General features: G+C 74.7%; 24 protein-coding genes. 13 read left to right on the forward strand and 11 right to left on the reverse strand.

What is annotated here, in order from left to right; all coding sequences use genetic code 11:
- Positions 1-442: 442 nt before the first annotated feature.
- Positions 443-1,915, forward strand: a complete 1,473-nt coding sequence (locus OG896_RS03555) for a PP2C family protein-serine/threonine phosphatase (protein WP_329362272.1) — start codon at positions 443-445, stop codon at positions 1,913-1,915.
- Between the two features lie 174 nt (positions 1,916-2,089).
- On the opposite strand, the gene OG896_RS03560 is transcribed toward OG896_RS03555, so the two are convergent.
- Positions 2,090-3,601 carry a DNA-binding protein NsdB gene (locus OG896_RS03560; RefSeq protein WP_329362274.1) on the reverse strand — a complete coding sequence of 504 codons (1,512 nt, stop codon included), beginning with the start codon at positions 3,599-3,601 and terminating at the stop codon, positions 2,090-2,092.
- Positions 3,602-3,827: 226 nt separating this feature from the next.
- Between OG896_RS03560 and OG896_RS03565 the strand changes: the two genes are divergently transcribed.
- On the forward strand, positions 3,828-4,907 hold the full coding sequence (locus OG896_RS03565) for an aminoglycoside phosphotransferase family protein (protein ID WP_329362276.1): 1,080 nt from the start codon (positions 3,828-3,830) through the stop codon (positions 4,905-4,907).
- A gap of 46 nt (positions 4,908-4,953) precedes the next feature.
- On the opposite strand, the gene OG896_RS03570 is transcribed toward OG896_RS03565, so the two are convergent.
- Positions 4,954-5,475: a hypothetical protein gene (locus OG896_RS03570; RefSeq protein WP_329362278.1), complete on the reverse strand. Its 522-nt coding sequence runs from the start codon at positions 5,473-5,475 to the stop codon at positions 4,954-4,956.
- 338 nt (positions 5,476-5,813) lie between these two features.
- On the opposite strand from OG896_RS03570, the gene OG896_RS03575 reads away from it, so the two are divergent.
- Complete coding sequence (locus OG896_RS03575) at positions 5,814-7,766, forward strand: N-acetylmuramoyl-L-alanine amidase (protein WP_329362280.1); 1,953 nt, start codon at positions 5,814-5,816, stop codon at positions 7,764-7,766.
- A gap of 173 nt (positions 7,767-7,939) precedes the next feature.
- On the opposite strand, the gene OG896_RS03580 is transcribed toward OG896_RS03575, so the two are convergent.
- The 3 genes from OG896_RS03580 to OG896_RS03590 all read right to left on the reverse strand — a co-directional run bounded on the left by OG896_RS03580 (position 7,940) and on the right by OG896_RS03590 (position 12,436).
- Positions 7,940-8,440 carry a hypothetical protein gene (locus OG896_RS03580; protein ID WP_328472424.1) on the reverse strand — a complete coding sequence of 167 codons (501 nt, stop codon included), beginning with the start codon at positions 8,438-8,440 and terminating at the stop codon, positions 7,940-7,942.
- 45 nt (positions 8,441-8,485) lie between these two features.
- Positions 8,486-11,254, reverse strand: coding sequence for an ATP-binding protein (locus OG896_RS03585; RefSeq protein ID WP_329362283.1), 2,769 nt, complete (start codon positions 11,252-11,254; stop codon positions 8,486-8,488).
- A gap of 516 nt (positions 11,255-11,770) precedes the next feature.
- Positions 11,771-12,436, reverse strand: a complete 666-nt coding sequence (locus tag OG896_RS03590; protein WP_329362284.1) for a CGNR zinc finger domain-containing protein — start codon at positions 12,434-12,436, stop codon at positions 11,771-11,773.
- Between the two features lie 48 nt (positions 12,437-12,484).
- On the opposite strand from OG896_RS03590, the gene OG896_RS03595 reads away from it, so the two are divergent.
- Both OG896_RS03595 and OG896_RS03600 read left to right on the forward strand, forming a co-directional pair.
- Positions 12,485-13,138, forward strand: coding sequence for a pyridoxine/pyridoxamine 5'-phosphate oxidase (locus OG896_RS03595; protein WP_329362286.1), 654 nt, complete (start codon positions 12,485-12,487; stop codon positions 13,136-13,138).
- Positions 13,135-13,830 (forward strand): maleylpyruvate isomerase family mycothiol-dependent enzyme, encoded by a 696-nt coding sequence (locus tag OG896_RS03600; RefSeq protein ID WP_329362288.1) that lies wholly within the window; start codon positions 13,135-13,137, stop codon positions 13,828-13,830. The genes OG896_RS03595 and OG896_RS03600 overlap by 4 nt, the downstream gene beginning before the upstream one ends.
- A gap of 84 nt (positions 13,831-13,914) precedes the next feature.
- Here OG896_RS03600 and OG896_RS03605 read toward each other — a convergent pair whose 3' ends face one another.
- Entirely contained in the window at positions 13,915-14,154 is a 240-nt protein-coding gene (locus OG896_RS03605) for a DUF397 domain-containing protein (protein ID WP_103889877.1), read from the reverse strand.
- A 228-nt stretch (positions 14,155-14,382) separates the two neighbouring features.
- Here OG896_RS03605 and OG896_RS03610 point away from each other — a divergent pair, with 228 nt between their 5' ends.
- From OG896_RS03610 to OG896_RS03630, 5 genes are all read left to right on the forward strand, one after another.
- The gene (locus OG896_RS03610; RefSeq protein ID WP_328472410.1) at positions 14,383-14,952 is read left to right on the forward strand and encodes an isochorismatase family protein; all 570 of its coding nucleotides are present in this window, start codon (positions 14,383-14,385) and stop codon (positions 14,950-14,952) included.
- Between the two features lie 132 nt (positions 14,953-15,084).
- Positions 15,085-15,660, forward strand: a complete 576-nt coding sequence (locus OG896_RS03615) for a TetR/AcrR family transcriptional regulator (protein ID WP_329362292.1) — start codon at positions 15,085-15,087, stop codon at positions 15,658-15,660.
- Between the two features lie 210 nt (positions 15,661-15,870).
- Positions 15,871-16,458, forward strand: coding sequence for a DUF4865 family protein (locus OG896_RS03620; RefSeq protein WP_329373663.1), 588 nt, complete (start codon positions 15,871-15,873; stop codon positions 16,456-16,458).
- Entirely contained in the window at positions 16,455-16,916 is a 462-nt protein-coding gene (locus OG896_RS03625) for a carboxymuconolactone decarboxylase family protein (protein WP_329362295.1), read from the forward strand. Before OG896_RS03620 ends, OG896_RS03625 begins: the two co-directional genes overlap by 4 nt.
- Positions 16,913-17,851, forward strand: coding sequence for a phosphotriesterase family protein (locus OG896_RS03630; protein ID WP_329362297.1), 939 nt, complete (start codon positions 16,913-16,915; stop codon positions 17,849-17,851). Before OG896_RS03625 ends, OG896_RS03630 begins: the two co-directional genes overlap by 4 nt.
- A gap of 15 nt (positions 17,852-17,866) precedes the next feature.
- Here OG896_RS03630 and OG896_RS03635 read toward each other — a convergent pair whose 3' ends face one another.
- Positions 17,867-18,724, reverse strand: coding sequence for an endonuclease/exonuclease/phosphatase family protein (locus tag OG896_RS03635; protein WP_329373665.1), 858 nt, complete (start codon positions 18,722-18,724; stop codon positions 17,867-17,869).
- A 134-nt stretch (positions 18,725-18,858) separates the two neighbouring features.
- On the opposite strand from OG896_RS03635, the gene cpt reads away from it, so the two are divergent.
- On the forward strand, positions 18,859-19,428 hold the full coding sequence (gene cpt, locus OG896_RS03640; RefSeq protein WP_329362298.1) for a chloramphenicol phosphotransferase CPT: 570 nt from the start codon (positions 18,859-18,861) through the stop codon (positions 19,426-19,428).
- Positions 19,429-19,441: 13 nt separating this feature from the next.
- On the opposite strand, the gene OG896_RS03645 is transcribed toward cpt, so the two are convergent.
- The gene (locus tag OG896_RS03645) at positions 19,442-20,170 is read right to left on the reverse strand and encodes an alpha/beta fold hydrolase (RefSeq protein WP_329362300.1); all 729 of its coding nucleotides are present in this window, start codon (positions 20,168-20,170) and stop codon (positions 19,442-19,444) included.
- 154 nt (positions 20,171-20,324) lie between these two features.
- The gene (locus OG896_RS03650) at positions 20,325-20,942 is read right to left on the reverse strand and encodes an NAD(P)-dependent oxidoreductase (RefSeq protein WP_329362302.1); all 618 of its coding nucleotides are present in this window, start codon (positions 20,940-20,942) and stop codon (positions 20,325-20,327) included.
- Positions 20,943-21,208: 266 nt separating this feature from the next.
- Between OG896_RS03650 and OG896_RS03655 the strand changes: the two genes are divergently transcribed.
- Positions 21,209-22,138, forward strand: a complete 930-nt coding sequence (locus OG896_RS03655; protein WP_329362303.1) for a LysR family transcriptional regulator — start codon at positions 21,209-21,211, stop codon at positions 22,136-22,138.
- 59 nt (positions 22,139-22,197) lie between these two features.
- Here OG896_RS03655 and OG896_RS03660 read toward each other — a convergent pair whose 3' ends face one another.
- On the reverse strand, positions 22,198-22,764 hold the full coding sequence (locus tag OG896_RS03660; protein WP_329362305.1) for a GNAT family N-acetyltransferase: 567 nt from the start codon (positions 22,762-22,764) through the stop codon (positions 22,198-22,200).
- Between the two features lie 74 nt (positions 22,765-22,838).
- A complete protein-coding gene (locus tag OG896_RS03665; protein WP_329362307.1) occupies positions 22,839-23,822 on the reverse strand; it encodes a MerR family transcriptional regulator in 984 nt (327 codons plus the stop codon).
- Positions 23,823-24,067: 245 nt separating this feature from the next.
- Here OG896_RS03665 and OG896_RS03670 point away from each other — a divergent pair, with 245 nt between their 5' ends.
- Complete coding sequence (locus OG896_RS03670; protein WP_329362309.1) at positions 24,068-24,883, forward strand: inositol monophosphatase family protein; 816 nt, start codon at positions 24,068-24,070, stop codon at positions 24,881-24,883.
- Positions 24,884-25,017: the final 134 nt, after the last annotated feature.

The raw sequence follows: 25,017 nt of genomic DNA on the forward strand, positions 1-25,017 counted from the left end.
GGCGGTCAGCCGTCGGCACTGACGGGACCCAGCGTGCGGTGCCGGCTCCGGCGCGCCGCTCTGAGGAGGCTTCCGCGACAGCGCGCCGGGTGGTCTCCTCGGCCGGACCGGTGTCCCGCGTACCGCCTGGGCGCCCCTTTACCCCGTCCTGAGCGCGGTCCGGTGCCGCCGCACCGGGAGATCGCCGCCTGCCCGCCTCCATCCCGCCGCCAAGTACCCCCGCGGCACCGGATGTTGCGCTCCGCGCGCGGCTGGGCGGCCCGGAGGAAGTACACACGAAAGTGTGGGCTTTTGGCATATGCCGGAAGCACCACCGGATCGGGTATCGCGGAAACCCTTACGAGCCATCGCTCGCTGTGCAACAGTCGTTACTGGTCCATCTGTCCCACCGTCCGCCACGGCCGCACCAGCGGCTGCCCGCAGACATCCCTCGGAGTGCGTCATGCCGTCCCCCGCGCACGCGGATTCCCCCGCAGCACAGCCACCGGGTCCCGGGGCTGTGGATGCTCTGATCAGCCAGGCGCGCCAGTTGCGCAGCCGGGTCGACGAAGTGCTCGGCGAGAGCGTGTCGGCGGCTGAGGACCCGCGGCTGCGGTGGCAGCGTGCGCTGTGCGACCTCGCGGTGCACCAGCTCGACGATCTGGGCACCCACCTGGGGCAGTTGCGGGAGGGCTTCGACCTGGACGTGCCGGTCGAGGCGCCGGCGCGGGAGCCCGGGTCACCGCTCGACGCGGCGATCGGCGCCTCCGCGCTGCCCGACCCGGTCGCGGTCGGCGCGCTCGGGCGGGCCGGAAGCGCCCAGTGGGACCTGCTCACCGACGCGGTGCAGTGGTCCGACGAGTTGTACCGCATCTTCGGCCGCGCCCAGAAGGACGGACCGTTGACCCTGGACGAGTTGCCGTCATGGCTCTTCTCGGAGGACCAGCAACTGCTCTCCGAGATGGTGACCGGCTGCCTGGTCGACGGGCGGCCGATCGACGGCGAGTTCAGGATCGTGCGGCCCGAAGGCTCCGTGCGCACCGTGCACATGGTCGGCGAACCGGTCTTCGACGCGGACGGCGGCACCATCGCGATGTGGGCGGTGATCCGCGACGTCAGCGATCTGCGGCGCAGCCAGCGCACCCTCAGGGAGACCCGCGACTCCCTGGAGCGGCAGCGGCAGATCGCGCAGACCGAGCGCCGGCTCGCGGTGGAACTGCAGGAGGCCGTACTCCCACCGTGGCGTGGCGGCCTGCGCTTCCCGCAGGAGGGCGGTCCCGCCGCGATGGACCTTGCCGCGCGCTATCTCCCGTCGGCGACCAGCGGCCTGATCGGCGGCGACTGGTACGACGCGATGCAACTGCCCGACGGTTCCTCCTTACTGTCGGTCGGCGACCTCACCGGGCATGGTGTGGCCGCGACTTCGGGCATGGCGATGCTGCTCGGCGCGCTGCGCGGCATGGCCGTCGCCGGGTTGGAGCCCGGCGCGCTGATGTCCTCGCTCAACGAACTCCTCGACACCTCCGCGCAGCCCGCCCTCGGCAGCGCCCTGTGCTGCCGGTACGAACCCGGTGAGCGGGTGCTGCGCTGGGCGCAGGCCGGGCACCCCGCCCCGCTGCTGTTCCGCAACGGGACGGGGCGCGTCCTCGACTCGCCCGACGGCATGCTGCTCGGCGCCACCTCCGGTGCCCGGTACGCCCAGGCGCGGGAACGACTCCTCCCCGGCGACCTGCTGTTGCTGCACACCGACGGCCTGGTGCCGAGCCGCTCCCCGCACAACGCGACCGCCGGCGGCAGCGCCGAACGCCTGCTCGCCATGGGACCGCTGTTCGACGGGGCCCGGTCCGCGCAGGACTGCCTGCGCATGGTGGCCGAGGAGTTCGACGTCCCCGACCGGGCGGACGACGCGTGCGTACTGATCGCGAGGATCTCCTGACCGCCCGAGCGATCACCCGAAGGTGAGATCACTCGAACGCGACCGCGAGGTCACCGGACCGCACGACGGGCCGTAGGGCGACACGGCTTCATGACCAACCGGCCGTGAGGCGTGGGCACATGACGGACAGGGGTTTCTCCCGCTGCCCGACAACGGTGTGACGTGACGGCGGCGTCACACCGAACGGGTCTGCGGGTTCTTCCCCTTGGGCTCCTTCGCCCCCTTTCCCTCCCGGGGCGCCTTCTGCTTCGGCAGTGCCGTCTCGATCTCCCGGCGCAGCTCCTGGATCTCGACCTGCCCGGAGTACCGCGCGGTGAGCCGGTACATCTGGCGCAGCCGGTCCCAGGTGCGGTGCGAGGAGGTCTGCCCGATGGTCGACAGCGCGATCCGGGCGTAGCGGTCCGCCTGTTCGGGGTCGTTGGCGATGAAGCAGGCCGAGGCGAGCGAGAGGTAGTCGAAGATCATCGACCGCTCGCGGCCGCCGCCGCGCAGGTCGATCGCCCGCCTGGCGTGCAGTTGGGCCTGGACGGCGGCCGACGGGTCGTGCTCGGCCAGCGTGCGGTACGCGAGCGCCTGCATGCCGTGCAGGTCGGCCTCGTCGAAGTTCTGCATCCAGCTCGGCGGCGGCTCCTCGCCCGCGTCGGACGCGAAGAGCTCCTCGGCCTCGCCCAGGGTGCGCCGCATCTCCTGGCCGCGCCCCATCGACGCCTGCGCCCACGCCTCGACGGTGCGCAGCATCGCCTGGATACGCGGCAGGGTCTGCTCGCCGGAACCGGACGTGGCGAGCTTCATCAGGTCGATCGCGTCGTCGGGCCGGTCCAGGTGCACCATCTGGCGGGCCGCCCTGGACAGCGCCTCACCGGCCCGCGGCCGGTCACCGCCCTCGCGCGCCGCGTGCGCGGCGATCACGAAGTACTTCTGGGCGGTCGGCTCCAGGCCGACGTCGTGCGACATCCAGCCGGCTAGCACCGCGAGGTTGGCCGCCACCCCCCACAACCGGCGTTGCAGATGCGGGGGGTGGCGGTAGGAGAGCATGCCGCCGACCTCGTTGAGCTGGCCGACCACCGCCTTGCGCTGGAGCCCGCCGCCGCGTGAGGCGTCCCAGGCGCGGAACACCTCGACCGAGTGCTCCAGCGACTCGATCTCCTGGGAGCCGATCGGGGCCGCCTCGTAGACGTCGTGCGCGACCGGATCGACCGCGAGCGGGTCGTCGAGGACGGGTGCGTCGGCCGCCAGGGCCGGATCGGTGTGCAGCCACTCGTGCATGGCCGTGCTGAGTACGGTGCCGGCGGTGAGCGCGGCGCCCGCGCCCACCAGTCCGCGTCGGTTGAGCATGAGGTCCATTCCCGTGAATTCGGTGAGGACCGCGGCGGTTCGCTCCGGCGGCCACGGCAGGCCGTCGCCGATCTGTTTCTTCCCCGCCTGCCGGCGCCGGTCGAAGCCGAGATCCTCGATGGTCACGACACGTCCGAGGCGCTCGGTGAACAGCGCGGCCAGCACTCTCGGCACGGGTTCGCGCGGCGACTCACCGGTGTCGATCCAGCGGCGTACCCGCGAGGTGTCGGTCGCCAGCTGCGGATGGCCCATGGCCGCCGCATGCCGGTTGACCAGCCGTGCGAGTTCGCCCTTGGACCAGCCGGTGAGGCCGAACAGGTCCGCGAGTCGGGTGTTGGCTTCGTTGCCCACGTCAAGCCCCCAGGTTCCTCGGCACGTTGACACTAATCCCGGTGACATTCGCCTCGCGACTATTCGCCAGGGTTCGCCAGGGTCCGCCAGATGGTCTGCCACCCGCGCCAGGGTGTCAGGTAGGAACGCGCCACCCCGGCCCGGTTCCGCATTCCCCAGGGTGCGGTACCGGACCGGGACGGCGCCCCTGGAACTCCTTGGCACGCGAAGGGATCTGCTTCCACTCATGTATTCGGCATCGTCCTCCGTGTCCGCCCCGCCCCGGCCCTCGCACCCCTCCGTCGCCGAGCCGGTGCTGCGCCCGCGCCCGGCCGCCTTGCGGCGGAACATGGCCGGCGGCGCCCATCCGCTCAGCGGGAGAATCGACTTGACCGGCCCGCAGGGGGCTCAGCTGCGCACCGCCGTGGCCGCCGTGCAGCGGATCTGCCCCGAGTTCGCCCCCGTGCAGTTGCTGCGGCGCGGCGGCCGTACCGCGCTGCTGATCGGCACCTCCGGCCGGGCGCCGGCGGTCGCCAAGTGTCTGCTGGACCACTCCCCCGCCTGGGCGGAACGTTTCCGCCATGAGATAGCGGCCTACCGCACGTTCGTCCGGCAGCGGCCGCCGGTGCGGGTGCCGCGGCTGATCGCCGCCGACCCGGACAGCTACGTGCTGGTGATGGAGCGGATGCCCGGACGGGTGGTCACGCCGCAGCGGCACCCCGTGCAGGCGCCCACCCGGGCGGATGTGCGCGCCGCGCTGTCGGCGTACTCGCGGATCAACTCCTGGCGGCCGGCCCCCGGTTCGTTCGACGCGCCGATCGACTACCCGGCGCGGATCGGGCGCTACCACGAACTGGGCCTGCTCACCGACCGGGATCTGGGCGACCTGCAGAAGCTGCTGCGCGGGCTGGCGCACGCGCCGGGCCAGTTCTGCCACGGCGACGCCCTCCTGTCGAACGTGCTGCTGTCGCCGGCCGGACCGTCGCTGGTCGACTGGGAGCACGCGGGCTGGTACCTGCCCGGGTACGACCTGGCGGTGCTGTGGTCGGTGCTCGGGGACGATCCCGCCGCGCGGCGCCAGATCAGCCAGCAGGCGCAGGCCCAGGGCGCGGAGGCCCGTGACGGGTTCCTGGTCAACCTGATGCTGGTGCTGACCCGGGAGATCCGTACCTACGAGACCGCCGTGCAGCGGACGATGCGGGCCACCGGGCCGGTCCCGCCGGGTTCCGCCGAGGCGGGCGAGGAGCAGCGGCTGCTGCTGCGGCGGCTGCACGACGACTGCGGGATGGCGAGGCGCGCGGTGCGGGCGGCGGTCGGCACGCAGTAGCGGCTGCCGGCCGGACGGGACAGCCGCCGGGCAGGGCGGGCGGCTGTCAGGAGGCGGGGCACGCCCCCTCGCCGACGGAGATGGTCACGGAGTCGTAGCCCATGGCCATCCTGCGCTTCAGCGCGTGGACGTCGAGGCACAGCTGCGTGTCCGTGCCGTCGGCGCTGACGGTGTAGTCGGCCTGTTCCGGACCGCCCTCGACCAGGGCCGACGTCGGGGGCGCCGAGGCGAGGGCGACGGTGAGGCCGCGCTCGTCGCGGTGGGCCGCTTCCGCTATCCCGCTCTGGAGGATCTCCTCGTAGCCCACGCTTCCGGGCCCGAACTCGGCGTCGCTCGCCAGCTCGGCCGTCGCCGCCGTCACCGCCTTCCGCAACTCCTTCTCGCTCCAGTCGCCCGAAGCGCCACGGACGGACGAGCGGTGCAGCAGGAACAGGGCGACGACCGCGACCAGCACGGTCCCGGCGATGAGCGCGCGGCCGATGGGGTTGTACGGGTTGTAGACGTAGCGCCTGTCGCCCCACCTGCTGCGAACGAAGATGCGGTCCGGGTCGTCGCTGCCGTTGGTCATGGCGGGATTCTCGACGCCGGCCGGCCTCTTTGGCCAACGAGTTGGGCGCGGCACACCGGCCCACGCCTCCGCCCCGCGGCGGGAATTGTCGACAGGCCGCCGAAACGGAGCACAGCGGGTGCACAGGTGTACGCCTCTGGCGGTCGGCAGGTGGGCGGCCGCGTGGCGCGGAAACCCGGGGTGCGCGGCCCTGACGTGCGGAAGACGCGCCGTATACGGGTGGTTGACGGGGCGTCGGGAGGGCCGGTACCTGTGGGGAACCGATCAACTCGGCAACCCCCCATCCGGAGGAGGCCCTCGTGCCGCGTTCCGCTCCCCCGTCCCCACCTGGAAGATCCGTGCCGCTCGGGCGCCGCGCCCGAAGCGCGGTCGCGGTCGCCGCGGCGGCCGTGCTGCTGCCGCTGTTCGGCGCGGGGACCGCGCACGCGGCCGCCGCGCCGGGTTCGCTCCAGCAGGCGTTCACCGACGCCGCCGGGAAGTACGGAGTGCCGAGCAGCGTGCTGCTGGGCGTGTCGTACATGGAGTCCCGGTGGGACGGCCACCAGGGCATGCCGAGCGTCACCGGCGGCTACGGGCCGATGCACCTGACCGACGCGCGGACCGCGCTGACCGACTTCCCGGTCAAGCAGGTCGGCGACGGGGGCGACGACGGGCGCGGCGACGACTCGCGCCCGCTGATCACGCCCGCGCAGGCGGCGGCCCCGGCCACCGCGGCCTTCCCGGCGAACCTGACCACGGTGCGGCGCGCGGCGACCCTCACCGGGCTGCCGTCCGCCGAGCTGCGCGACACGCCGGCGGCGAACGTGGCCGGCGGCGCCGCTCTGCTGGCCGCGGAGCAGCGCGAGCTGGGCGAACCGCTGAGCGCCGATCCGGCCGACTGGTACGCCGCCGTAGCGCGCTACTCCGGCGCGGACGACCGGGACACCGCGGACTCCTTCGCCGACGACGTGTTCGACGTGATCCGGCAGGGCCAGGCGCGCACCACCGACAGCGGCCAGCGGGTGGCGCTCGCGGCGGTGCCCGGTCTGGCGCCCGCGGCCGACCAGGCCGCGAAGGTGGGGCTGCGCGCGGACAACGACGCGGGCACCGAGTGCCCGCCGGGGCTGGGCTGCGAGTGGGTGCCGGCGCCCTACCAGGAGATCGGCGGCGGGGACTACGGCAACTACGACCTCGCCGACCGGCCGAACGACGAGAAGATCGACACGATCGTCATCCACGACACCGAGGGTTCCTGGGCCACCTCGCTGAAGCTGGTGCAGGACCCGACATACCTGGCGTGGCACTACACGGTGCGCTCCTCCGACGGGCACATCGCGCAGCATGTGAAGACGCAGGACGTCGGCTGGCAGGCGGGCAACTGGTACACCAACGCCAAGTCCATCGGGGTCGAGCACGAGGGCTTCCTCACCGACCCGGACGCCTGGTACACGGAGGCGATGTACCGCTCGTCGGCGCGGCTGGTGCGCTACCTGGCGCAGAAGTACGACGTGCCGCTGAACCGGCAGCACATCCTCGGCCACGACAACGTGCCGGGTCCGACGGGTTCCTACGTTCCCGGCATGCACACCGACCCCGGGCCGTACTGGGACTGGGCCCACTACATGGCGCTGCTCGGCGCGCCGATCCACCCGACGGCGGGGGCGTGGGGCGGTGAGGTGACGATCGACCCGGACTACGCGACGAACCAGCCGGTCTACACCGGCTGCACCACGGCCGGCGCGACCTGCCCGGCGCACGGCTCCGACGCGGTGCGGCTGTACACGGCGCCGAGCGAGGACGCTCCGCTGGTGCAGGACGTGGCTCTGCACGGTGCGACGGGCGCCAGCACCACCGACGTCAACGACGTGGGCGCGCGGGCGTCCACCGGCCAGCAGTACGCGGTCGCCGGACGGCAGGGCGACTGGACCGCGATCTGGTACCTCGGCCAGAAGGCGTGGTTCCACAACCCGAAGGCGAACCCGACGGCCGTGGACGCGACGGGTCTGGTGGTGACCCCGAAGAAGGGTCTGGCGAGCATCCCGGTCTACGGCCGCGCCTACCCCGAGGCGAGCGCGTTCCCGGCCGGCGTGCCGGTTCAGGCGCTCACCCCGATGCCGTACTCCATCCCGGCCGGCCAGCGGTACGTGGTCGGCGGCGCGGTGCACGGCGAGTACTACTACTCGGTGACCTTCGACCCGGCGAGCCACCAGGTGGTGCGGGGCAAGAACGTCTACTACGAGATCCAGCTCGGGCACCGCGTGGAGTACGTTCTCGCGTCCGATGTGGCGCTGGTGCCCTCGGCGCTGCCGTAGCCGGGCCGGGAGGCCGCGGCGACGGGTGACACCGGTGAGCAGGTGAGCAGGTGACACAGGTAAGGGGCGCCATCCTTGGGATGGCGCCCCTTACGTCGTTCGGCTCGGTGCGGCTGGATGCGGTCGTTCGGCCCGGCCGGCTCGCGGCCCGGGCGTTCACTCGGCCCGGGCGTTCACTCGGCCTGGAACATCTCCGCGGGCAGCGGCTTGAGCAGCTGGTAGAGGTCGTCGGTGATCGGACGGTCCCAGGTGGCGATAGTGACCTGCACGCCGTCGCTGCGGTCGAACTGCGCGCACGCGACCCGCGACTCGGAGATCTTGATCCGGCGGACGATCAGCGGTCCGTCGCCCAGCATCACCGGGGTGCCCTCGACGTCGACCACCTCGGCCGGTTCGTCGTTGCCGAGCGCGGCCAGCAGCTGGGCCACCTCGAAGGGCACCTGGCCCTCCTCCAGTTCGCGGGCCGGGGAGCCCTCGGGGAGGTTCCCGATCAGCATCGCGGGGCCGCGGCCGCCGAAGAGGTCGTACCGCAGGTAGATGCCCTGGCAGCTCCCGTCGGCACCGGGCAGCAGCCCCGCGCCCAGGTCGCCGGGCCAGTCCCCCGGGTCCATCGCGAGGACGTCGAAGTCCGGCCCGGTGGGCGTGGCTGCGCTACGGCGGCGGAGGAAGGACATACGGCCATCGTACGGGGTGGCACGGCCGGGGCGGGAGCCCGTCTTTCACCTCTCGCGCGGTGCCGCGGCGGGCGGGGCCTGCGGTGCGGCGGGCGGGCTGGACAGCGGCGCAGGCAGGGGCACGGACAGCGGTGCGGGCAGCCGGGCCAGTTCGGCCCGCGCGGTGCCCGCCAGGCCGTCCGCGCCGCAGCCCACCGCACCGTCGAGCCCCAGCCGCAGCGCGTCGGCGGCCGGTCCCGGGCGGCCCGCCGCGCGCAGGGCGGCGCCCTGGGCGACCCGCGCCGCCGCGAGCTGATGGGCGGCGGGCGACGCCTCCAGCTGGGCGACGGCCTCGGCGAGCAGGTCGAGGCCGCGCGCCCCGCCGATCACCTCGGCGGCGACCCGCAGCGCGCCCCCGACCGCGGACGGCGCACCGAACTGCCGGGCCCGGCCGACCGCGTCGAGCGCGGTGCTCGCCGCGCGGTCGGGGGCGACGTGCGCCTCGGCGAGGGCCAGGTGGAGCTGCCAGGGGCACCAGCCCGGGTTGCGCATGCCGCGCGGGTCGAGCCGCCGCCCGACCGCGGCGAGTTCCGCGGCGGCCTCCTGGTACCGGCCCAGCGCGAGCAGGATCTCGCCGTGCACGGCCTGGGCGTCGGGAAAGGTCACGGCGGCCGGGAAGGGCGCGGCGAAGTCGTAGTCGGCGGCGAGCGCGGCCGCCTCCTCGGGGCGGCCACGGGCGATCAGCACCCCGGCGAGCACGCCGACGGCGTACCACTGCACGGGGGTGCCGCGGCCGACCCGCTCGGCCAGCCGCAATCCGTCGCGGGCCAGTTCCTCCGCCTCGGCTAGCCGCCCGCAGCGGTGGCGGACGTAGCCGAGCAGGACGTACCCGAAGGAGAGGTGCGCGCCGCGCCAGCCGTGGCGTTCGAAGTCGGCGATGCCCTCGGCGAACAGCTCCTCGGCGCGCTCGGGCCGGTCGGCGTACAGGTGGGTCATCGCGACCAGCACCGGCACCTCGAAGCCGCGGCCCTCGTCGACCCAGGGCAGGCCGCCGCGCAGGGCGCGGGCGGCGTGGCGCAGGACGGTGCCGGTGGGTTCGCCGCGCAAGGTGGCGTCCCAGGCGCGCAGGCCGATGATGTACCGCTCGGTGAGGTCGCGGCCGGTGAGGCGGTCGGCGAGCCGGGCCAGCCGGCGGGACCTGCCGGGCGAGTCGGGTTCGTCGGAGCGGAAGGCGTCCCACATGAACTGCTCGGCCTGCATGCGCAGTCGGGTGCGTGCCCCGGTGGCGGTGCGGGCGGCCCGGCCGACGACGTCGGCGGCCTCGCTGAGCCGGTCGCTGTGCGCGAGGGACTGGGAGAGCAGGAAGAGGATGCCGTCGCGCAGTTCGGGGTCGTCGATCGGCTCTTCGAGGGCGGCCCGCAGGTGGTTGACGGTGGTCGGGGGCTCCAGCAGCTGTGTGGCGCAGCCGAGTTCGTAGAGCACGCCGGCGCGCTCGCCGGGCGGCGGGGGCTCGCGCAGCGCCCGGGCCAGGCAGCTGCGGGCCGCCTCGGGGGCGCCGGCCCGCAGGATCTCCCGGGCGGCGGCGCGCAGTTGGTGCACCACCCACGGGTCCTCCTCGGGGTGGGTCTCCAGCAGGTGGCGGGCGGCCGCGGTCGGTCCGAGCCCGGCGTCGACCACGGCCCACGCGGCCTTGCCGTGCAGGGCGACCCGCACCGCGTCGGGTATCGCCCGGTAGACGGCGGTGGCGATCAGCGGGTGGACGAACTCCAGGGTGCGGCTGCCGGTGAGGACGCGCGCGGCCCGCAGCCGGTCCGCGCAGTCGGCGGCCTCCTGGGTGCCGAGGCCGGCCACGGCGGCGGCCAGCGCGGGCCGGATCTCGGTGCCGAGCACGGCGGCGGCCCAGGCGAGGCGGACCGTGGAGGGGCCGAGCCGCTCCAGCCGGGCGACCAGGCCGCTGCCCTTCACCGCGGCGACCAGGTCGCGCAGCAGGTGGACGCTGCCACCGTCGGGTTGCAGCCCCCGGTCACGGACCTTCGCGGCCAACTCGACCGCCTCGAAAGGGTTTCCCGCGGTGACCGCCCAGCACTCCCGGCAGAACTCCTCGTCGGCGTGCGCGCCGACCCGGTCGCGCACCAGCAGGCCGATCGCGTCGGCGGTCAGCGGTTCCAGGCCGAGCGGACGGTGCCCGGCGCGGCCCGGCAGGCCGCGGAACGCCTCGGCGGACGGCGGCAGTTCGTCCGGGCGGTAGGCCACCACGACGAGCAGCGCGAGGTCGTCGGTGCGGGGTGCGAACGCGGCCAGCCAGTTCAGGGACTGCGGGTCGGCCCAGTGCGCGTCGTCGAGCACCAGCACCACCGGGGCGTACCGGACCACCACGTGGGTGAGCACCCAGTCCAGTCCGTCCCGCAGCCCCTGGGGGTCGGGGGCGGCGCCCTGCGCGGTGCACAGCCCCAGCGCCGGGCCCACGATGCCGTACCAACTGCCCAGTGCCGCCCGCAGATCCGCCTCGGTGGAGCCGGCCAGCAGCGGTTGCAGGAGTTGCCGTGCGACGTGGAAGGCGACCTGCTGCTCCTGGTCGCCGCCGCGCGCGGACAGCACGGTGCAGCCGCGGTCCGCGGCCCGGGCCCGTACCTCGGCGAGCAGGGTCGTCTTGCCCAGCCCGGCGGGCCCGGCGAACGCCAGCAGCCCGCCCCGCCGCCGTAGCCGACCGCCGGCCGGCTCCGGTAAGGCGCCGGGCGCCACTCCGGTGAGGGCGGTCAACGCCTCGTCGACGGCGGCGAGTTCGACGTCACGCTCAAGCAGCGGGCGGGCGACGCCGGCGGGCCCTCCAGCCATGCTCTCCCCCTTGCCGACCGGCGGGGCGCGCGCCCGGCGCACTCGGTCCGATCGGTCCACAGGGTACGCCGTCGGCTGCGCTCGGTCAGGGGGAACGACCGTGCCGGTACGCCACTGGCAGGAGGCGTACCGGCAGGGTGGAGCCCATGACTCCGCGGGGGAGGCGGGTGCCTTCCCGGTCGGCCCGCCGCGACTGTCCCACGGGCCTCCCGGCCGTCACCACTCCACTCGGGCCCCACTCCCCGCCAAAGCTCCCATGCGCCCCGCGTGCGCCCCCGTTACCGCGCGTAACCGAAGGGGGCGGATGAAAGGGATGGGGAGTCGGGGGCGGGCGGTGCGGGAGGGTCGTGCATGCGGGCGGTGCGGGTCGTACGGTCGGACCGGTGCGGGCCTTACGGGCGGGCCGTCGCGGTCGACGCGGCTCCGGCGACGGTGATCAGTCCCGAGACGTCCGGCTCAACCGGCCCGCGTGGAGCGTCAGTTCAGGTCGTCGGCGGTACGGGCCCGCGTGGAGCGTCAGTTCGGGTCGTCGGCGGTACGGGCCCGCTGGCGGGCATGGTGACGGGCGACGCGGGCGCGGTTGCCGCAGGAGGGCTTGCACCACTCCTGGCGGGCGTGCGCCTGGACGAAGTAGCGCACGCAGCGCGGTGCCGGGCAGGCCCGCAACCGGGCGCGGTCCGGGCCGGCCAGGAAGGCCATGCCGGCCCGGGCGAGCGCGGCGGCGAGCAGGTCGGCCGGGGTGTGGCGGCCGGCCACCGCGTAGCCGGCGGCGGGCGGGCCGTCGGCGGGCCAGGCGAGCCGGTGGGTGACCGGCACCCGCGCCGCGGCCGCGTTCAGCCGCTCCAGGGCCGCCGCCGCGTCGGGCAGCCGCCCGGCGTCGGCCTTGCTGGGGGCGCCGGGAAGCACCGCCCGCGCGAACAGCGCCCGCAGCGCGGTCCGTACGCCGACGGCGGCGGCGAGCACGGCGGGGTCGGCGGGGTCGGCGGCCACAGCGGGATGGGCGGGGTCCGCACGCCCGTCCCCCTCGTCCGCCGTCACGAAGCCATACTCCGCCAGCGCCCGCTCGTGCTGCCGGACCCAGGCGGTCAGGCCCTCGGGGGCGGCGAGGTCGTCCGCGACTCCGCCGTGGCCGTCATGGCGCACGGTGACCGCGAGGGCGAGGGCGAGATGATCAACCGGCATGACCTAATGGTATCGTCGCCGTACACCATTAACGCAGAGGGGGTATTCGTGTCCGACCTGCGCGAGGTACTGCGCGAGATCGAGGTGTTCGAGGGGGAGTTGCCGGACTTCGACGTCTCTCGACTTCCCGCCGACCCGCACGAATTGTTCACCGAGTGGCTGCTGACGGCCATCCGGCAAGGGGTGCGCGAACCGCACGCGATGACCGTGTCCACCACCGGCCTCGACGGCACCCCGTCGGCACGGGTGCTGATCTGCAAGAACGTCACCGCCGACGGCTGGCAGTTCGCCGCCGACGCCGGCAGCCGCAAGGGCCGCGAGCTGTCCGGCCGCTCCGCCGCGGCGCTCACCTTCTACTGGTCCCCGCTCGCCCGCCAGGTGCGGGTGCGCGGAACCGTACGCCCCGGCAACCCCGAGGAGTCCGCCGCCGACTTCCTCGCCCGCTCCCCCGGCGCCCGGGCCGAGGCGCTGCTCGGCCGGCAGAGCACCCCGCTGTCCGACCTCGCCGCCCGCGACGCCGACGTGCGCGCCGCCGCCGAGCGGATCGCGGCGGAGCCCGGGCTGGTGGCGCCCGGCTGGACGCTGTACACGCTGCACGCCGAGCAGGTGGAGTTCTGGCAGGGCGACCGGGAACGCCGGCACACCCGCGTCGACTACCGCCGCACGGACGCCGGTTGGGAGCGTGGACTGCTGTGGCCGTGACCGGAACCGCACCCGCCGATCTCCAGGCGGCGCTCGCCGAGGGGCAGTCCCGGCTGCGCGCCCTGCTGCCGGCCCTCACCGACGAGGTACTGCGCGGGCCGAGCCCGCTGCCCGGCTGGAGCCGCGGCCATGTGCTCACCCACATCGAGGGGGTCGGACTCGCCCTTGCCCGGCAGGCCCGTTACGCACTGCGCGGCAAGCTCATCGACGTCTACGACGGGGGCCGCCCCACCCGTGACGCCGCCATCGAGGCCGGGCACCGGCGCCCGGTGCAGCAGCTCGCGCCCGCGCTCGCGGACGCGCTGGACGAGGTAGAGGCGTCCTGGTCCCTGGTCGGGCCGGACGACTGGGAGCGGCCGGTCCGCTACCGCGACGGCACCCTGCGCGACGCCGGGCTCGCCTGGTGGCGGGAGTTGGAGATCCACACGGCCGACGCGGACCTCGGCTACGGCACCCACGCGTGGTCGGTGCCGCTGTGCACCCACCTCATCGGCTTCCTCGCGCCCCGCGTGCCGGACGGCTACCGGGTGACGCTCACCGCCACGGACGCGGACTTCCGCTGGTCGCACGGCTCCGGGTCACCGCTGTCCGTCGAGGGCCGCCTCACCGACCTCGCCGCGTGGCTGGCCGGGCGGCACCCCGAAGAGCCGCTGCGCGGCGGTCCGTTGCCGCCGCTGGGCAACTGGCCGTAGGCGCGCGGCCCTTGGCGGGAACCGCGCGGCAGCGCGTCGTCGGCAGGTGGGTCCCGCGACCGCGGAACCCACCGCCCCGACGGGTCAGGTCAGATCGAACTCGCCGTCGCGGGCGCCCAGCACGAAGGCACGCCATTCCGCGGGGGTGAAGATCAGCGCGGGCCCCTCGGGGTTGCGGCCGTCGCGCATCGCGATGTACCCCTCCACGAAAGCGATCTGCACGTCCCCGGTGCCCTGGCTGCTGGACAGCCACTCGGCCCCGGTCAAATCCACCTGAGGCTTCTTCCCGTTGGCCAACGGCTGTCCGATGGTGCTCTCAGCCACGTCCTGACTCCTCCCACATCGTCGTCCGCTTCCAGCCTATCGGTGTTGGACCCACCCGGCAGAAGAAGGCGGAAGCCGCACGCGGGGGCGCCCGGATGCGCTATGGCGGCCGGTCCGGCACCGGGTCCGCGCGGTGCCGGATGCGATCCTCACGCGCCCCAACTGCCCTACCACACCACCCCGTTCGATCCGTACGCGCGAAGCGGGCCCGGCCGGTAGGGTCCGATCATGACCGCACATGATCACGACTACCGCGCGGCCGGCGACACCCGCGAGTCCCCGCTCGCGCCGGGTCTCGACCCCGCCCGTACCGCCCTCGTGCTCGTCGACCTGATGGACCGGATCGTCGCGCTGCCGCTGGCCCCGCACCCGGGGTCGGAGGTGGTCGCCGCGGCGGTGCGGCTGGCGGCGGCCTTCCGCGCGGCGGGCGCGCCGGTGGTGGCGGTGCGGGCGCGCCGGTCGGGGGCGGCCGAGCAGCCACCCGGCAGCGATCTGGTACCGCAGGTCGCCGCGGTCGCGGACGCGCTGCTGGTCAAGCGCACGGTCGGGGCTTTCCAGGGCACCGAGTTGGACGCGCGCCTGCGGGAGCGCGGCATCGACACCCTGGTGCTCGCCGGGATCGCCACGAACATGGGCGTGGAGTCCACCGCGCGGGCCGCCGCCGACCTCGGCTACCGGCTGGTCTTCGCGCACGACGCGATGTCGGGGCTGACGGCGGCCGAGCACGAGGCGGCGGTGGCGCTGAACTTCCCCCGCTTCGGCACGGTGGTCGCCGGGTCCGACGTGTACTTCGCCTGACGCACCCGACCACGTTCCGGCCCGTTTCCGGGCCCATCTCCGGGTCCGCTTGCGGGTCCGGTCGGCGGCGGGGTCGACCCGCCGCCGTTCTTCGGGCTTGGTTCTGTACCTACTAGTATGTACGATGAGCTCATGGACACCGCGGAACGCCTCGTCGCAAGCGCGCAGGAACTGCTCTGGGAGCGCGGCTACGTCGGCACCAGCCCGAAGGCCATCCAGGAGCGGGCCGGTGCCGGGCAGGGCAGCATGTACCACCACTTCAAGGGCAAGCCCGACCTCGCCGCCGCGGCGATGCGGCGCAGCGCGGCGCAGTTGCGGGCGCAGGCCGACGCGCAGCTCGCCGAGGGCGACACCGCGGTGGCGCGGGTCGGCGCGTATCTGATGCGCGAGCGGGAGCCGCTGCGCGGCTGCCGGGTCGGCCGGATGGCGATGGACCCGGAGGTGATCGCCAGCGACGAGCTGAGGGAGCCGGTCCGCGACACGTTCGCGTGGCTGCGCGGGCGGCTCGCCGGGATCGTCGCCGACGGCATCGCGGCCGGGGAGCTGCGCCCGGAGATCAACGCGGGCGACACGGCGGCGGCACTGGCCGCGGTCGTCCAGGGCGGTTACGTGCTCGCCCGCGCGGCCGGCGACCGCGAACCGTTCGACCAGGCGGTGCGCGGTGCGCTCGGCCTGCTCCGGGCCGCCGCGACCGACCCGGCCGCCTGACCCGGCCGCTCCACCCGGCCCCCTGATCAACGCGGCACCGGCCCGCGACCGTACGACCTCCCGCGCCGTACACCGGCCGAGGGCCCCAATCGCTGTGCCCGCCAAGGCACTTGGCCCGTACGAGACGTGCGGGCGGCACGACACGAGGACGCGTACGCACCGCCCGCGCACCCGCGCAACGGCTCGTACCTGACGAGGGAGCACCCACCCGTGCACGGCATGAACTACCGCATCGCCCTGCCCGCCGACTACGACATGGGCATCATCAGACAGCGGGTCGCGACTCGTGGCCATCTGCTCGACACCTTCCCGGGGTTGGGGCAGAAGGCGTACCTGATCCGGGAGCGCGGCACCGACGGCTCGCCGGTGAACGAGTACGCGCCCTTCTACCTGTGGAACACCGCTCAGGGCATGAACAGCTTCCTGTGGGGACCCGGATTCCGTTCCCTGGTGGACGACTTCGGCCGCCCGACGGTCGAGCACTGGACCGGGCTCGGCTTCGAACGCGGTCCGGAGGTGGCGCAGCCGCCGGCCGCCGCCACCCGAGCGGCCCGGCAACTGGCCGCCGGCGAACCGCTCGCGGAGGCCGTCGCACGCGAGTTGGCGGAGCTGCGGGAGGTGGCGGCACGGCCCGGCGCGCACTCCGCCGCGCTGCTGGTCGACCCGCGCCACTGGGAGTTGCTGCGTTTCACGCTGTGGCGGGACGTCGCGCCCGAGGAGCCCGGGGCCGAGCGCTTCCAGGTGCTGCACCTGTCACGGCCCGAACTGGACGCCATCGACACCGGGAGGCAGTGGTGAAGCAGGCGAAGATCGACCGCGAGGCGGGCTACCGGCTGCTCGGCGAACTCGCCGGACCGGGCACCGTCGAGGGCACCTTGTCCCCGCTGGACGCCCTGGCGCCGGGGTTCGCCGACTGGATCGTCACCGCGCTGTTCGGCGGCACCTACCAGCGCGACGGCCTCGCCCTGCGGGACCGCCTCGTCGCGAACCTCGCCGCGCTCACCGCGCTCGGCGGCGTGGAGCCCCAACTCGACGACCACGTCCGCAACTCGCTGCGGACCGGCATCGCCCCCGCGGAGATCGTCGAGGTGATGGTGCACCTCGCGCCGTACGTCGGCGTGCCCAAGGCGCTGGCGGGGCTGCGGGTCGCCGCGGCGGCCTTCGCCGACCTCGGGGTGGCCCCGGACGGCAACGCGGCGAACGACCCCGGCACGGGCGTCGGCGTCGGCAGCGGCGCGGACGGCGGTGCCGCGTGAAGACCGTACGGACGGTGCTCGGCGACATCGCGCCCGAGCGGCTCGGGGTGACCGACGCGCACGACCACCTGTTCTTCGCCGCGCCCGCGTTCGCCGGGCAGGAACTGGACGATCCGGCCGCGGCGGAGGCGGAGTTGGCGGCGTTCCGGGCGGTGGGCGGCGCGGCGGTGGCGCAGTGGACGCCGTTCGGGCTGGGCCGGAATGCCGCCGGACTGCCCGCGCTGTCGAGGGCGGCCGGGGTGCATGTGGTGGCGGCGACCGGCCTGCACCAGGCCACGCACTACGCTCCCGCGCTGCTGGACCGGCTGCGGTCGGACGGCCTCGCGGCCTTCTTCACCGCCGAGTTGGCCGAGGGCATGCTCGCCGGCGACGATCCGGACGGGCCGCGTGGCGGCGCGAAGGCGGGCATGATCAAGGTGGCCGGGATGTTCCACGGCCTGGACGGGCACACCCGCGAGGTGATGACGGCGGCGGCGCGGGCACACCACGCCACGGGCGCGCCGATCGGTGTCCACCACGAGATGGGCACCGCCGCTGTCGATGTACTCGCGCTGCTGCACGGCGAGTTGGGCGTCCCGGTGACCAGCATCCTGCTCGGCCACCTCAACCGGTTCCCCGACTCCGGCATCCACCGCGAACTGGCCTCCTCCGGCGCGTTCCTCGCCTTCGACGGGCCCTCCCGCGCCCACCACGCCACCGACTGGCGGCTGTTGGACTGCCTCACCGAACTCGCCGCGGCAGGTCACACCGACCAGATCCTGCTCGGCGGCGACAACGTCCTCGCCTCCGCCCGCGCTTCGACCGGCGGCTCCCCCGGCATCCCCTACCTGCTGCGGGTGCTGCGGCCCCGGGTCGCCGCCGCTCTGGGCGAGGACGCCGCCGAGGCGATCTTCGTGGCGAACCCGGCCCGCGCGTTCGCCGTCGAGTGGCGCTGACCCGGACGCCCGGGATCAGGCGCCGCTCAGCTTCAACGACGGGTCTGGCAGGGCGAGTTCCGCGATCACGGCGGCGTGGTCGGAGGGCCACACCCCGGCCACCTGCCGGTCGCCGGCGCGGCGGGCGGTACGGACCCAGCCGCGGCTGTCCGGGCCCGGCAGGCCGACGAGGATGTAGTCGATACAGCTCGGGCGGTCCCCGAAGTTCACCGCGTACTCGGTGCTGATGTCCCAGGTGCCCTGCGGCAGCGCGGGATCGGCGAACCGCCAGGCGTCGAGGAGCACCAGCCCGGGGACGGCGGGGGCGGTCTTGTAGCCGCAGATCAGCCGCACCTCGTCGAAGTCGGGCTCGGCGTTGAAGTCGCCGGTGACGACCGGCGGGTAGGGCCCGCGGGCGTGCTCGGCGACGAACGCGGCCAGCTCGCGGACCTGCGCGCAGCGCACCGCGGACTCGGCGACACCGGAGTTGAGGTGGGTGGTGAAGAAGGGCAGCGGCCCGCCGGGCACGTCGAGGAGGGCGTGCAGCGCGGTCTTGCCGTCGTCGCGGTGGCCGGGCAGCGTGGGCAGACGGCGCTCGGCCGTCGCCAGGATCGGGTGCCGGCTCAGTACGGCCACGCCGACGTCGACGCTGGTGTCGCCGCCGTTGCGGGCGTGCCAGCGGTCCTGCGCCGCCGCGCGCGACCAGGCCCAGTGCATGCCGAGGCGCTCGGCGAGCCACTCCGCCAGGTTCTCCCCGCCCGCCCCGTCGGGACCGCCGCTCGCCCACACCTCCTGAAGGCCCAGGACGTCGGGCCGTTCGGCTTCGAGGGTGCGCAGGATCGCCTCGCGCCGCTCCTGCCAGCCGCCGAAGCGCCACCACAGGTTCCAGGTCATCACCCGCAGCGCGTCCGGCCCGTCGCTCCGCCGCTCGCCCCGCTCGTCGCCCGTCGTGCCGTCCGCGACCTCCGCACCGTCCGCGCTGCCGGAATCCACTGGACCTCCCCGTTCGTCCTGCCTACGGTGGCGGCATGCCCACCCAGGTGATCATTCTGAACGGCGGCTCCAGTTCGGGGAAGAGCAGTATCGCGCGCGCTCTGCAGGACGTGCTGCCCGGCCCGCCGTGGCTGACGTTCGGCACCGACACCCTGGTCGAGGCGCTCCCGGCCCGCATGCGCGAGGAGGACGCGGAGTCCGGTCCGGGGCCGGACGGCGGTGACGGCATCGCGTTCGGGCCCGACGGGGAGGTGGTGCCGGGCGCGGAGTTCCGCCGGCTCGACGACGCGTGGGCGCTGGGCATGGCCGCGACCGCCCGCGCGGGCGCGCACCTCGTCATCGACGAGGTCTTCCTCGGCGGCGCCGCCTCCCAGGCCCGCTGGCGCGACGCGATGGCCGGGCTCGGTGTGCTGTGGGTGGGGGTGCGCTGCGACCCGGCGGTGGCCGCCTCCCGGGAGGCCGCGCGCGGCGACCGGGTCCCGGGCATGGCGGCGCGGCAGGCGTCGCTGGTCCACACCGGTGTCAGCTACGACCTGGAGGTCGACTCCAGCCACACCGACCCGCTGGCCTGCGCCCGGACGATCGCGGTGCACGTCAGCGGTTGAACCGGCGCTCGCATCAGGCGGTTTCCGGCCCGGTCCGCCGCGGTCCGTGGGCGGGTCCGAGGAACGCGCGCACCGTCTCGATGAACTCCGCCGGGCGCTCGTCGTGCACCATGTGCCCCGCGTCGATCGTCACCAGGCGGGAGTCCGGGATGCGCGCGGCGGTCCGCGCGAGCTGGTCCTGCGGCAGGTGGCTGCCCGGGCCGCCGGCGATCACCAGGGTGGGCGCGGTGATCTCGGCGAGGCCGTCCCAGTGCCGGGCGGCCGGCGCGTTGCGCTGCACCGCGACGTCCCGCACCACCCGCCAGTCGTACGGCGTGGGGCCGTCGGGGCATTCGGGGACCGGGCGGCGGGGCTCGGCGGGGAAGGGCAGCGGGCCCTCCTCCAGCACCAGCCGCGCCACGGCCGCCGGGCGGTCCATCGCCACCAGCGAGGCGGGCACGGTCCCCATCGAGTGGGCGACGATCACCACCTGCTCCTGCCCGAGCGCGTCGATCAGGCCGAGGACGTCGTCGCGCATGGCCTCGTAGGCGTACTCCCCCGGGTGGTCGCTCTCGCCGTGCCCGCGCATGTCGACGGCCAGGGTCCGCAGGCCGTCCGCCGCCAGCGCCGCCGACACGGCCCGCCACGAGCCGCGGTTCTCGCCCAGCCCGTGCAGGAGCAGCACCGCCGCCCCGTCGGCCGGCCCCTCCGCGTCGCCGACCAGCCGCACCCCGTTGACCTCGTACGTCACCACGTCGCTCATGTCGCCACGCTAGCCGCGCCGAACGCCCCGGGCCGCCGTGTTCGCCGGTGGCGTGACCGTCGACGCGCGCTCGCCGGACGGGAGGCGGGGGCGGTCAGCGCCCCTCTGCGGCACGGCGGTTCGGCGGTCCGGCGGTCCGGTGGTCCGGTGGCTCTCACCGGCTCAACGGCAGGGCGATCCGGCCCGCGTGGCGCGGGTCCTCCGCCTCGTCGAGCATGGCCGCGGCCACCGTCTCCCGGCTCACCCGGGCGGGGAGAAGGCGTCTGGGAGCGCCGTCGAGGCCGGTGGTGCGCCGGCGCGGGCCGAGCGGGCCGTTGGAGAGCGGCCCCGCGTGGAAGACCGTGCCGCCGGCCTGGAGGACGGTGGCGTCCGCGGCGACCTTGTCGGCCAGTTGGGCGCCGAGCGCTTTGAGGAGCGTGCGGGTGACGGGACCGGCGGACCGGGCGGAGGGACCGGTGCCGTAGGCGCCCAGCCACACGATCCGCTCGGGTCCGGCGGCGACCACCGCGCGGGCGCCGGACGTCAGGGCGCCGGGCCGGTCGCCCTTGGCCACGCCGAGACCGGACAGCACCACCTGGCTCCCGCGCAGCGCTTCGGCGATGGAGGCGGGGTCGCGTACGTCGGCGGCGACGCGGGTCAGGCGCGGGTCGTCGGGGACGGTGATCCGCGCGGGGGTACGGGCGACGGCGGTGACGGTGTGCCCGCGGTCGAGCGCCTGGCGGGTCAGCGCGAGGCCCGTGGCGCCGGAGGCGGCGAGGATGGTCAGTTGCACGGCGGGTTCCTGGTGAGTGGTGGGGATGGCGGCTGCGGTGGGGCGGGGCGGGGAGCCGACCCGGGTGCCCCGGTGGCCGTGCCGGTGGACCGGGCTCTCCGGCCCGCGCCCCTACGACATCGGCCCCGACTTCGGCCTCGGCCTCGACTTCGAACTTCGGCTTCGAACTTCGACTTCGACCGCTTCGGCTTGCGCCTTCGACGCTAGGCGCCCGGACAGATGATTGCCAGTGCACTCTTGTAAGCCCAGAAGTTACCCTGGTGCATGTGGACCTGAATCTGCTCGTCGCGCTCGACGCCCTGCTCGAAGAGAACAGCGTCGCCGCGGCCGCCGAGCGCCTCCATCTGAGCCCGCCGGCGATGAGCCGTACCCTCGCCCGTATCCGCAAGGCGACCGGGGACGACATCCTGGTCCGCACCGGGCGCACCATGACCCCGACCCCGCGCGCCCTGGAACTGCGCCAGGAGACACGGGAGTTGGTGCGGCGCGCCGGCGCGGTCCTGACCCCGGTCACCACGCTCGACCCGGCCCGCCTCGACCGCACCTTCACCCTGCGCTGCCACGACGCCCTGGTGACCGCGTTGGCCCCGCTCCTGATCACGGCCGTCGCCCGGCAGGCACCGCTGGTCTCGATCAGGTTCCTCGCCGAACCCTCCGCCGACGTCGCCGACCTGAGCCGCGGACACACCGACGTCGAGGTCGGGGCCGCCGCGCCCGACCGGCCGGAGATCGCCGCGGAGGAGGTCGGGTCGGACCGGATGGTCGCCGTCATGCGGCCCGACCACCCGCTGGCCGAGGGCGAGATCACCCCGGCGCGCTTCGCGGAGGCCGTGCACGTCACCGTCTCGCGCCGGGGCCACCTGTCCGGTCCCGTCGACGACGCGCTCGCCGGACTCGGCTTGCGCCGGCACGTGTGTGCCGCGCTGCCCACCGCGAGTGCCGCCCTCGACCTCGCCGCCCGGATCGGGGCCGTGACCGTGGTCGCCGAGAAGGTGTGCCGCCCCGTCCTCACCGGCCTGGGGCTGTGCGCCCGCACCCTCCCCTTCGACCTGCCGACCGTCCCGGTCGTCGTCGCCTGGCACCACCGCCACGACACCGATCCGGCCCACGCCTGGCTGCGCGCCCGACTCGTCGACGCGCTCGCGGTCATCACCGCGGACGCCCCGGCCGGCGACCCGGCTCCGGCCCCGCGCTGACACCGTAAGGCTGACCCCTGGCGTGAGGCGCGCGGCCCGCGTACGGAGCCGGGGCCGGGTCAGGCGGCCGCGTGCCGTACGTGCAGATGGCCGTCGAGCGGGTAGGCCGGCGGAGCCGCCGGCAGGAGCCGGTCGAAGCGGTAACCGCCCTTCTCCGCGACACGGCAGGAGGCCGCGTTGTCGAGCTGGTGGAGGAGTTCGAGGCGTTCCAGACCGGCGGCCCCGAAGACGTCGAAGGACCACGCGGTGAGCGTTTCCAGGGCGCGCGGGGCGACGCCACGGCCGCGCGCCCTGGCCACCGTCCAGTAGCCGACCTCGGCGCGGGGCGCACCGGACGCGACGTCCTTGAGCACCACGTTGCCCACCAGCCCCGGCGGCGCACCGTCCGGCGCCGTTTCGAGGACGGCGAAGCCGAACCGGTCGCCCTGCGCCCAGCCCTGTTCCTCGGCCCGCACCCACCGCACCGCGTCGTCCTCGCTGTCCGGACAGCGGCTCGTCCACCGCCGCATCCCCGGGTCCCGGTACGCCTCGACCAGCGCGGCGGCGTCCCCCTCGCACCAGGGGCGCAGCACGAGCGCCGGCGCGGTCGGCGTGGCGGGGGCCGTGAGCACGACGGTCGCGTTCATCGCGGGATCGTATCCGAGGGCGCCACGACGTGACGCGGCATCCGCCGTTCCGGGACCGCGCCGCGGCCACCACGTCATCGCGGTGCCCGGGCGTACAGGGCGCGGGCTGCCCAGTCGAGCACCGGTCGCAGGCTCTCCGGCGCGGGCCAGCCGTTGATCACCGCGAGCAGCGCGAAGTACCGCTCCCGGCGCGGGTCGTTCATGCGCTCCAGCCGGGCCGCCAGTTGCCGCCGCGGATCAGGCCCGGCACCGTCGCCGCTGTCGCCGTCGCCACCCTCGTTGCCGTTCCCGTCGCCCCGGTCGAGGAGATGGGCGCAGCGGGTCAGGAGGACCGCGACGATCGGATCGGCCTGCGGAGCAGCCGGATCGGTGCCCGCCGCCACGGCCGGAGCGACCTGGTCACGGACGATCGCGGCCAAACTGCCGTGCAGCATGGGCGGTTCGCCCGGAAGGTGCCCGGCCGCCTCCTCCTCGACCAGCTGCCGCAGATGAGCCCGGAAGCCGGGGTCCTGCGCGAGCTCGGCCAGTTCCACCCACGCCCGGACCTGTTCCGCGTCGGGGTGGTCGGGCAGTTCGGGGGTCATCGAGCGCATGACGCCGGCGAACACCGGGTCGCCTGCCAGGTCGGCGAAGGCGGCACCGAGGAAGTCGCCGACCAGCCGCCAGCGTTCGGTCTCGGAGAGCATGGCCAGCCGGTACATCAGACGGGTCTCCTCAGGGGTCGCGCCGCGCTCCGCCACGGCGGCCAGCACCGCGCGCCGCAGCCGCAGCACCCGGATCTGGACGTCCAGGGCGTCGGCGTGCACCGCGGCGATCTCCGGCAGCGCGAGTTCCCGGTCCACCACCTTCCGGACCGCCGCGAGGTCCAGCCCCAGCTCACGCAGGGTGCGTACCAGGTCCAGGCGGGCGACGGCGTCGTGGGCGTAGCGGCGGTAGCCGGCCGGGCTGCGGTCCGCGGGCGGCAGCAGGCCGCGGTCGGAGTAGTACCGGACGGTCTTCACCGTGGTCCCGGTGCGCCGGGCCAACTCGCCGATCGAGTAGAGCGTGGGGCCGTTCATGCCCCCATCCTCGGGTCTCCCCCGGCGGGAGACTCAAGCCCGCATCCGCGCGACGGCCCGATGCCGCGGCCCTCTCCATGCGTTCCACGGCCATCTCCATGCACGGAACACGTAGTGCACGCAGGTAACTCCACCACTGCCAAAGATGCATTTGCCGTCAAGAGCCGTGCTGCCTACCGTCGAAGAGCAGGCGGCGAGGGAACCGATCCCCCGCTCCGACCGGATGCCAACCCAGGGAGAACCCCATGTCCGTTGCCCCGTCCTCCGACCTCGACCACGCGCTTCTGGACACCGTGACCGCCGCCGTCAGGGCCGCGGGGGCCACCTTGCGCGAGCGCTTCACCGCGGACGCCCGCGGCAGCGGCCTCGATGAGATCGTCGGCGAGATCCACGCCAACGACGCCGCCGTCCTGGACGTGCTCATGCCCCCGCTGCTCGCGGCCCGGCCCGGATCGCGGTGGGCCGAGGACGAGTTGGCCGGTGGGGCGCTGCCGCCGGGCGAGTGGTGGGTGGTCGACCCGGCCGAGGGGAACATCAACCACGTGCACGGCATGCCGGACTGGGCGGTCACCGCCACGCTGGTGCGCGACAACCGGCCGGTCCTGACCGCCGTCCACCTGCCGCTGACCGGGGAGACGTACACGGCCGTCGCCGGCCTCGGCGCCCGGCTCGACGGCAGGCCGCTGCGGGTGTCCGCCAAGAACGACCTCGCCGCCGCCCTGACCGGCACCGGCCAGGCGAAGCCGGGCGAGGACGAGCACACCTTCCGCAGGATCGGCGCGTCGGTCACCGCGATGCTGGTCGCGGGGCTCGTGGTGCGGGTCTCGGTGCCGGCCACCTTGCAGCTCATCCATGTCGCGGCCGGGCGGATGGACGCCTTCTGGCAGTTCTCCGACGTCCGCTCCGGCCTGGTGGCCGGTGCGCTGCTGGTCGCCGAGGCGGGCGGCACCGTCACCGACATCGACGGCGTGCCCTGGAGCCTGACCAGCCGCGACTTCCTGGCCGCGGCCCCCGGCGTGCACGCCGCCACCGCCGAGGTCCTGGCACCGATCGCCGCCTGACCGGGGAGGGGAGCCCGCCGGGCGATCGAAGCGCCCGGGCGAAGACAGCCCGCCGGGCGGGTGGAGTCCAGCGGGTCAGGGCCCTAGGCCGTGTTTTGGAAGTAGCGCCGTCCGCCCAAAGGGCGGGGCCCGTG

Source organism: Streptomyces sp. NBC_00669 (genome assembly GCF_036226785.1).
Lineage (GTDB): Bacteria > Actinomycetota > Actinomycetes > Streptomycetales > Streptomycetaceae > Actinacidiphila.

Coding starts and splice junctions, on each gene's coding strand:
- OG896_RS03585 (WP_329362283.1), bottom strand. CDS start 11,254: ATGGCTGGAGGGCCCGCCGGCGTCGCCCGCCCGCTGCTTGAGCGTGAC.
- OG896_RS03615 (WP_329362292.1), top strand. CDS start 15,085: ATGGACACCGCGGAACGCCTCGTCGCAAGCGCGCAGGAACTGCTCTGG.
- OG896_RS03660 (WP_329362305.1), bottom strand. CDS start 22,764: ATGAACGCGACCGTCGTGCTCACGGCCCCCGCCACGCCGACCGCGCCG.
- OG896_RS03555 (WP_329362272.1), top strand. CDS start 443: ATGCCGTCCCCCGCGCACGCGGATTCCCCCGCAGCACAGCCACCGGGT.
- OG896_RS03590 (WP_329362284.1), bottom strand. CDS start 12,436: ATGCCGGTTGATCATCTCGCCCTCGCCCTCGCGGTCACCGTGCGCCAT.
- OG896_RS03645 (WP_329362300.1), bottom strand. CDS start 20,170: ATGAGCGACGTGGTGACGTACGAGGTCAACGGGGTGCGGCTGGTCGGC.
- OG896_RS03635 (WP_329373665.1), bottom strand. CDS start 18,724: ATGACCTGGAACCTGTGGTGGCGCTTCGGCGGCTGGCAGGAGCGGCGC.
- OG896_RS03565 (WP_329362276.1), top strand. CDS start 3,828: ATGTATTCGGCATCGTCCTCCGTGTCCGCCCCGCCCCGGCCCTCGCAC.
- OG896_RS03665 (WP_329362307.1), bottom strand. CDS start 23,822: ATGAACGGCCCCACGCTCTACTCGATCGGCGAGTTGGCCCGGCGCACC.
- OG896_RS03580 (WP_328472424.1), bottom strand. CDS start 8,440: ATGTCCTTCCTCCGCCGCCGTAGCGCAGCCACGCCCACCGGGCCGGAC.
- OG896_RS03570 (WP_329362278.1), bottom strand. CDS start 5,475: ATGACCAACGGCAGCGACGACCCGGACCGCATCTTCGTTCGCAGCAGG.
- OG896_RS03610 (WP_328472410.1), top strand. CDS start 14,383: ATGACCGCACATGATCACGACTACCGCGCGGCCGGCGACACCCGCGAG.
- cpt (WP_329362298.1), top strand. CDS start 18,859: ATGCCCACCCAGGTGATCATTCTGAACGGCGGCTCCAGTTCGGGGAAG.
- OG896_RS03670 (WP_329362309.1), top strand. CDS start 24,068: ATGTCCGTTGCCCCGTCCTCCGACCTCGACCACGCGCTTCTGGACACC.